The sequence below is a fragment of the Streptomyces inhibens genome (genome assembly GCF_003389455.1).
In the GTDB taxonomy this organism is placed as follows: Bacteria; Actinomycetota; Actinomycetes; order Streptomycetales; family Streptomycetaceae; genus Streptomyces; species Streptomyces inhibens.
Map to the genome: position 1 here is coordinate 42,122 of NZ_QUAC01000070.1, position 7,489 is coordinate 49,610.

7 protein-coding genes are annotated in these 7,489 nt (G+C 70.7%); 6 read left to right on the top strand and 1 reads right to left on the bottom strand.

The window, feature by feature from the left end; genetic code table 11:
• Window positions 1-65: 65 nt before the first annotated feature.
• From DY245_RS09650 to DY245_RS09675, 6 genes are all read left to right on the top strand, one after another.
• Window positions 66-1,013: a TetR/AcrR family transcriptional regulator C-terminal domain-containing protein gene (locus DY245_RS09650; protein ID WP_128505597.1), complete on the top strand. Its 948-nt coding sequence runs from the start codon at window positions 66-68 to the stop codon at window positions 1,011-1,013.
• 163 nt (window positions 1,014-1,176) lie between these two features.
• The gene (locus DY245_RS09655; protein WP_128505600.1) at window positions 1,177-2,337 is read left to right on the top strand and encodes an FAD-dependent oxidoreductase; all 1,161 of its coding nucleotides are present in this window, start codon (window positions 1,177-1,179) and stop codon (window positions 2,335-2,337) included.
• 290 nt (window positions 2,338-2,627) lie between these two features.
• A complete protein-coding gene (locus DY245_RS09660) occupies window positions 2,628-3,596 on the top strand; it encodes an alpha/beta hydrolase (RefSeq protein WP_128505603.1) in 969 nt (322 codons plus the stop codon).
• A complete protein-coding gene (locus DY245_RS09665) occupies window positions 3,589-4,749 on the top strand; it encodes an acyltransferase family protein (RefSeq protein WP_128505605.1) in 1,161 nt (386 codons plus the stop codon). The genes DY245_RS09660 and DY245_RS09665 overlap by 8 nt, the downstream gene beginning before the upstream one ends.
• Window positions 4,750-4,819: 70 nt before the next feature.
• Window positions 4,820-6,109 (top strand): sensor histidine kinase, encoded by a 1,290-nt coding sequence (locus DY245_RS09670; RefSeq protein ID WP_244942944.1) that lies wholly within the window; start codon window positions 4,820-4,822, stop codon window positions 6,107-6,109.
• On the top strand, window positions 6,106-6,774 hold the full coding sequence (locus tag DY245_RS09675) for a response regulator (RefSeq protein WP_128505607.1): 669 nt from the start codon (window positions 6,106-6,108) through the stop codon (window positions 6,772-6,774). The genes DY245_RS09670 and DY245_RS09675 overlap by 4 nt, the downstream gene beginning before the upstream one ends.
• 23 nt (window positions 6,775-6,797) lie before the next feature.
• On the opposite strand, the gene DY245_RS09680 is transcribed toward DY245_RS09675, so the two are convergent.
• Window positions 6,798-7,289: a DUF1269 domain-containing protein gene (locus DY245_RS09680; RefSeq protein WP_128505609.1), complete on the bottom strand. Its 492-nt coding sequence runs from the start codon at window positions 7,287-7,289 to the stop codon at window positions 6,798-6,800.
• Window positions 7,290-7,489: the final 200 nt, after the last annotated feature.

Here is a 7,489-nt window from a genome sequence, read left to right on the forward strand (position 1 = left end):
TGCACTAGTACAGGTTTGAGGCCTGAGAAAAGTGACCTGAAAAGAAAGATGAGGAGGGCCGGGGCATGGCTGGGGATACCGATCCGCCGTATCTGCGCATCGTCACGGAGATCCGGCGGCGCATCAGGGACGGCGAACTCGCCCCGGGTGACCGGGTCCCGTCGACCCGTCAGATCTCCAGGGAATGGGGCGTCGCACTCGCCACCGCCACCAAGGCGCTGACCACCCTGGGCCTGGAAGGGCTCGTGGAGGCCCGCCCCCGTATCGGCACCGTCGTGGCCGCCGGCGCCACCCCCGTACCGCCGAAGCGGCGTACCCCCACCGCACCCGAGCACGATCTGACCCGTGAGCGGATCGTCCGTGCCGCCATAGAGATCGCCGACATCGAAGGGCTGGCCGCGCTGACCATGCGCGGCGTCGCCGCCCGGCTGGGCGTGGCCGCCATGGCTCCCTACCGGTACGTCACCAGCAAGGACGACCTGGTCCTGTTGATGGCCGACGCCGCCTTCGGCGAGGGGACCTACCCGGCCACACCTCCCCACGGCTGGCGGGCCCGTCTGGAACTCGGCGCGCATACGCTGTGGACGGTGTTTCGCCGGCACCCCTGGCTGGCGCAGCTCAGCCCGCTGACCCGCCCCTTGATGCTGCCCAATCTGATGGTCCATGCCGAGTGGGCGCTCAGCGCCCTGGACGGCCACGGCCTCAACCCGGCGACCATGCTCGAACTGCACGTCCTCCTCTACAGCTATGTCCAGGGCATCGCGATCAACCTGGAACAGGAGGCCCAGGCCGAGGCCGCCACCGGCCTGACCGAGGACCAGTGGATGGACCGGCAGGCCGACGCGGTTCAGGCGATCGTCACATCAGCCCGGTACCCCGTCTTCACCAAGGTCGTCGGGGCATTCACCGACGGCTACGACCTGCGCCTCGACGAGCTGTTCGCGTTCGGCCTGGGGCCGCTGCTCGACGGCGTCGCGGTCATCGTCGAGGGCTCGTCGACGCCCCGTCACTAGCCAAGGCGGACGCCGCTACACCTCGGGCTCGCCTCTTCTCCCCCCGCATCTCGAAGCGTACTCGCTACGAAAGTATATCCGTTGCACATTTGAAGTCGATGTGCTTTTCTCGTGGTGCGCCGGACCTTCCGGTCGCTCACTCACCTCCCTGGGGGACAGCTCCATGAACTCCGCTCGCGACCCCCGCGTCGCGGTCGTCGGCGCCGGGCTCGGCGGTCTGACCTGCGCCCGCGTCCTGCAGATCCACGGTCGCCCCGTCACCGTCTTCGAACGCGAGGCGTCCCCCGACGTCCGCTCGCAGGGCGGCACCCTCGACATGCACGCCGACACCGGCCAGGCCGCCCTGCGCACGGCGGGACTGTACGACCGGTTCCGCGCCCTCGCCCGCCCCGAAGGCCAGGAGTGGCGCACGCTCGATCCCGCCACCGCCGCCCTCTTACAGCACGAGCTGCCTGCCGACGGCGACGAGGACAGGCCGGAGATAGACCGCGGCCAGTTGCGCGGCGTCATCCTGGAGTCCCTCACCGCGGGCACCGTCCGGTGGGACCGTGCCGTCAGCGGGGTCACCCCGCTCGGCGACGGCACCTGCCGCCTGAACTTCAGCGATGGCACCACCGAGGACTTCGACCTGGTCATCGGCGCAGACGGCGCCTGGTCCCGGGTCCGCCCGGCCCTTTCGGACGCCACACCCGACTACACCGGTGTCACCTTCGTCGAGATCGGCATCGACGACGTCGATGTGCGCCATGCCGATTTCGCGCGGCTGGTCGGCAACGGCACCATGGTGGCGAAAGCCGGCGCCAAGGCCCTGTTCGCCCAGCGCAACAGCAACGGCCACATCCGCGGCTATGCCGCCTTCCGCGCCCCGCAGGACTGGCAGGTCACCGCCGGCCTCGACCTCGATGACACGGAAGCCGTGCGGACGCATCTGCTGAAGACCCTCGACGGCTGGGACGAGCGCCTGCTCCATCTCCTGCGGTACAACGACGGCGGGTTCATCGGCCGACCCCTGTTCGCGCTGCCCGTCCCGCACATCTGGGAGCACGTCCCCGGCATCACCCTGCTCGGCGACGCCGCACACCTGATGCCACCCCTCGGCCTGGGTGCCAACCTCGCCATGCTCGACGGCACCGAACTCGCCACCGCCCTCGTCACCGAACCCGATGTCGACGATGCCGTCCGCGCCTACGAGAGCATCATGCTTCTCCGCTCGGCCGAGGCCGCCCGGCAGTGCGCGCAAGGACTTGAGCACCTCATGCCCCCCGACGAGCCCCAGTCCGGCGGTGCGACCGGTAGCCACCAGCCGGCGCTCCAGCAACGCTGATGTCCGCTGCCGTGCTCACCGGTCGAGCACCAGGCGGAGGCTCTCGCTCCGCGACACACGGACCGACAACGTGTCGCCCGCCGCGCGCTCTTCCGCGCTGAGCACGGAGCACCTCGGAACCGCGGCCGCACAGGCGGGCAGCTCCGGCTGACCGGGCCCTTGCCCCTACCCGTAATACTTCAGAGCTACGCGGAAGATGCAGTCCCCGGCGGGACGCCGACCACGAGGCGTGATCCCTAACTTCCGTACCGGAAGCACACATGACATCCGGTACGGAAGGACCATCCTCCATGGCGTCCCGCCCGCGCAGCAGCCGCCTGCACCGCACCCTGCTCGCCGCCCTCGTCGCCACATCGGTGGCGCTGCCGGTGTCGGGCGCGGCCCGCCCCTCGGCTGTCCCGGCGCCTGCCCCGGCCGCCCTCGCTCCGCTGAGGGCCGCGACCCCCGCCGACCTCGGCGCACGGTATGCCGTCAGCCGTGACGGCATCCGGGCGGCCGAGCGGATGGCCGCCGACCACGGCGACCGGCGGCGGGCTGCCGCACTGCGCACCATGGCGGACCCGGGCCGCCACTTCCTGTCCTTCGACGGCCGCGACGGCGGGCGCACCGTCGAGGTCTTCGGCGACCTGTCCCGGGCCGAGCGGATCGCCGTACTGGTGCCGGGCTCGGACACCAACCTCGACACTTATGCGCGCTTCCGGGCCGGCGCCGTGGCGCTCCAGCAGGAGTGGGGCGGCAGGTCCGCCGTCGTCGCCTGGCTGGGCTATGAGACTCCCAGGACGGTGAGTCCCGAGGCGCTGACGCCGGGGCGGGCGGACGATGCGGCTCCTCAACTCGCCAACTTTGTGCGTGAGTTGAGTGCTGTCAAGCCCGCCGCCCGGACCTCGTTGATCTGTCACTCCTACGGCTCGGTCGTCTGCGCCCGGGCCGCCTCGGGCCTGCGGGTCGCCGACATCGTCCTGTACGGCAGCCCCGGCGTCGGCGCCGACACCGTCGGCCAGTTGCACACCCGGGCCACGGTGTGGGCGGGCCGGGGCGCCGACGACTGGGTCGCCGAGGTGCCGCACATACGGCTTCAACTTCCCTTCGCCAACATCGGGTTCGGGGTCGATCCGGTCTCACCGGAGTTCGGCGCCCGGATCTTCGCGGCGGGCACCGGCGGCCACAGCGACTACCTGAAGCCCGGATCCGTCTCCCTGACGAACATCGCCCGGATCGCCTCCGGAAAGACCCCTGCCGAGGAGGGGCGTCATGCGTGAGCTCGTCCGGCGGATCGACGCCGCCACCCCGCCGGGCCGCGACCGTGCCGTCGACGCCCTTCGTGCCTTCGCCATCCTCGGCGTGGTGCTCGGCCACTGGCTGGTGACCGCCCTGGTCACCGACAGCGGAACGGTGCACGGCGCCAGCCCGCTGCAGAATCTGCCCCAACTGGCCCCGGTCTCCTGGATGTTCCAGACCCTCGCCGTCTTCTTCCTGGTGGGCGGGCAGGTGGGTGCGAAGAGTTACGCATCGGCCCGCGCCCTGGGCACGACGTATCGGCAGTGGTTCGGCGCCCGGCTGGCCCGGCTGTTCCGGCCGGTCGCCGCCGTGCTGGTGGTGTGGACCGTGGCGGCGGGCGCGATGCTCGCCACCGGGGTCGGCCCGGAGACCCTCCACACGCTGCTCAAACTCGTCCTGTCCCCGCTCTGGTTCCTGCTGGTCTTCGCGGGGCTCACGGCGGCGACCCCGCTCGTGGCCAGGCTGCACCCGCTGTGGCCGCTGGCCGTCGTGCTGCACATCGACCTGCTCCGGTTCGCCCTCGGCGGTCCGGCCTGGCTCGGCTGGATCAATGTGGCGGCGGGCTGGCTGGTCCCGTACTGCCTGGGCGCGGCCTGGGCGAGAGGCGGCCTGTCGGGGCGTACGACCGGGTGGGTGCTGCTGGCCGGGGGCGCCGCAGCCACCGCCCTGCTGGTCCTGCTCGCCGGCTACCCCGCGTCCATGGTCGGGGTGCCCGGCGCCGCGATCTCCAACCTCAACCCGCCCACACTGGCCGCCGTCACCTTCGGCCTCGCCCAGTGCGGTGCGGCCCTGCTGCTGCTCGGCCCATTGCGCCGGGTGCTCGCGCGGCCCGCCGTCTGGGCGGCGGTGGCGCTGCTCAACCTCTCCGCGATGACTGTCTTCCTGTGGCACCAGACCGCGATGATGGCGGTCACCGCGATCGGTCTGCTGGCCGGCGGGCCCCTGCCCGGCCTGCACACCGTGCCCGACGGACCGGGCTGGGTGCTCGCCAGGCTGTGCTGGCTGCCGGTGTTCGCAGTGGCGCTGCTGGTGTGCTGGACAGCGTTCCGGACGTACGAACAGGGGAGGGGCGGCCACACCAAGGTCGTGCGTGAGAAGCACCCCGCACGAACCGCGGAGGTGCGGCGTGCCTAGGGCGTGTCCGCAAAGTCCCGCCCTTCGGGCGGACGACGGGAGTCTGACGACAGGGCCTAGGGTGGATCTTGTGAAGAAGGAGGACGAGCACCGGCTCGTGGTCGCCCTGCGAGCGGTGTTTCGCGCCCTGCGTGAGGACCTGTGGACGACGGGGTACGACCCGGTGCCGCGCAGCGGGTGGCGATCTCGCTGGCTGAACTGGCTGCCGGTGCTGACGGTGGCGCTGCTGCTGCTCACGGCGCTGATCACGGTGTCCAACGTGAGCGTACTCGGCTGGGGGGACTATCAGCTGGGAGTCTGGTACGCCCTGTTGCTCGCCGGCGGCCAGTCGATGGCGCTCGTCGTCGCGATCTTCCGGCCGGTGCCGGCCTGGTGGGTGGCGACGATCGTGATGGTCATCATCGCCTGGATCGTGGAACCCCGGATCACCCCGGAGGCATTGTTCCCCTTCACCGGGTCCGGGATCATGCTGCAGGCCGCGGTGCTGTTCCTGCTGGCGTTGCGGGTCCGCCCCCGGGCCGTGGTCGAGGCGCTGACGATCAGCGTTCTGGCGGGAGTTGCCTGCAGCGCGTTCGCTTCCCGGCCGCACGACTCCGATGTCGCTCCCGCCGTCGCGATTTTCGCCACCGCGGTGGTGGTCGGCACCTCGCTGCGCGGCCGCCAGGTGGCCCGTACGGAACTGGTCGTACAGGAGGAGATCACCGCCGAGGAGCGGGCCCGGCGCACCCTGCTGGAGGAGCGCAACCGGATCGCCCGCGAGCTGCACGACGTGGTCGCCCACCACATGTCGGTCATCTCCATCCAGGCGCAGGTCGCCCCCCATCTGGTCGAGAACCCGTCCGACGAGCTGAAGGAGAACCTCGCGGGCATCCGCGAGAACGCCGTCGACGCGCTCACCGAACTGCGCCGGGTGCTGGGCGTGTTGCGCTCCGAGGACGCCCTGTCGCAGGAGGTGCGGCATGCCCCGCAGCCCACCCTCGACCGGCTGGACGAGCTGATCGGCAATGTGCGCGGCGCCGGCCTCACGGTCACCACCGAAACCGCGGGAACGCCGCGCCAGCTCTCTCCGGGCGTCGAGCTGTCGGCGTTCCGTATCGTGCAGGAGGCGCTCAGCAACGCGATGCGGCATGCGCCCGGAGCGGAGGTGCGGGTGGCGATCGGGTACCACTCGGCCGGTCTGACCGTCCGGGTCACCAACACCGCGCCGGACGGGCCGGCCACGCCCTCACAAGGCATCGGCCACGGGCTGCTCGGCATGCGCGAACGCACCGCCATGCTGGGCGGAGAGTTCGCCAACGGGCCCGCTCCCGAAGGTGGTTACGAAGTAGTGGCGACTTTCCCCCTGGAGGACCAGTCATGACCATCCGCGTGCTGATTGCCGACGACCAGATGATGATCCGCCAGGGCTTCACGGTGCTGCTCAACGCCGAACCGGGCATCGAGGTCATCGGCCAGGCCGTGAATGGCCTCGATGCCGTCGCCAAGGCCGCTGAACTCGCCCCCGACGTCGTCCTGATGGACATCCGGATGCCCGAGCTCGGCGGCATCGAGGCAACCCGCCGCATCACCGGGCCGGCCGGCGCCAGCGTCAAGGTCCTCGTCCTCACCACGTTCGATCTCGATGAGTATGTGTACGAGGCGCTGCGCGCGGGCGCCTCCGGGTTTCTGCTGAAGGAGGCCTCGGCCGACGAACTCGCCCAGGCGGTGAGGGTGGTGGCGTCCGGCGAAGCCCTGCTCGCCCCGAACATCACCAAGCGCCTGATCGCCGAGTTCTCCCGGGTCACCCGCGCCCCTCGCCCCCCGCTCAAGGACCGGGTCGGCGTTCTGACGGAACGCGAGACCGAGGTCCTGTCCCTGATCGCCCAGGGTCTGTCGAACGCGGAGATAGCCGAGCGTCTGGTGGTCGCGGAACAGACCGTCAAGACCCACGTGGGCCGCATCCTGGTCAAGCTGGGCCTGCGCGACCGCACCCAGGCTGCGGTGTACGGGTACGAGACGGGGCTGGTGCGCCCGGCCGGCTACTGAGCGAGCGGTTCCGGTCCGGCCTTCTACTGGGGGCCGGCGAGCTGCTCGGCGAGCTCGCGCTCCTCCTGTTGCGCGAGCGACGTCTTGAGGACGGTTCCGCCGTAGGACCGCATCGCCGCGACGAACTTGTCCTCCACGACCTTCGAAGCCATGATCACGACGGCTGCGGAGCCCGGCTTGAGGAGAGCCTGGACCTGCCCGCGGAAGGCGTCGTCGATGCCCATCTGCCGCAGCTTGCCCAGGAGCCCGCCGAGGGCCGCGCCGACCAGGCCGATGGCGGGGAGGAGGAAGAGCATGCCGAAGACCAGGCCCCAGAGGGCGCCCGCAGTGGCCGACACCGCCACTTTCTCGCTCTTGGCGGGTGTGTCGACATGCGTCTCGCCGTCTTCGTCCACCGAGACGACAGCGAGCCCGGTCAGCTCGACGACCTGATCGTTCTGCAGCGCCTGAACCGCTTTGAGGGCTTTCCTCGCCGCTGCGGGGTCGTCGTAGCCGATGACGATGAGCTCGGACATGAAAGCCTCCCTGGTCGCCATCCCGACACTTTGCACGATATGTCGGCTTGCTCGATCGGGCAGAAGATGCGCGACGGGTTCTCCTGGGTTAGGGCTGATCCGGCAGACATGGGTTAGGGCTGATCCGACAGACATGCCCCCGGGTTACGGCCTGGGGATTCGCCCTGACGGCGACCGGCGCCGCCGCGGTCCGGCCGCGG

What these genes read in the sequence shown, in the direction of transcription:
- DY245_RS09650 (WP_128505597.1), top strand. Translation starts at nt 66, where the DNA reads ATGGCTGGGGATACCGATCCGCCGTATCTGCGCATCGTCACGGAGATC.
- DY245_RS09655 (WP_128505600.1), top strand. Translation starts at nt 1,177, where the DNA reads ATGAACTCCGCTCGCGACCCCCGCGTCGCGGTCGTCGGCGCCGGGCTC.
- DY245_RS09660 (WP_128505603.1), top strand. Translation starts at nt 2,628, where the DNA reads ATGGCGTCCCGCCCGCGCAGCAGCCGCCTGCACCGCACCCTGCTCGCC.
- DY245_RS09665 (WP_128505605.1), top strand. Translation starts at nt 3,589, where the DNA reads ATGCGTGAGCTCGTCCGGCGGATCGACGCCGCCACCCCGCCGGGCCGC.
- DY245_RS09675 (WP_128505607.1), top strand. Translation starts at nt 6,106, where the DNA reads ATGACCATCCGCGTGCTGATTGCCGACGACCAGATGATGATCCGCCAG.
- DY245_RS09680 (WP_128505609.1), bottom strand. Translation starts at nt 7,289, where the DNA reads ATGTCCGAGCTCATCGTCATCGGCTACGACGACCCCGCAGCGGCGAGG.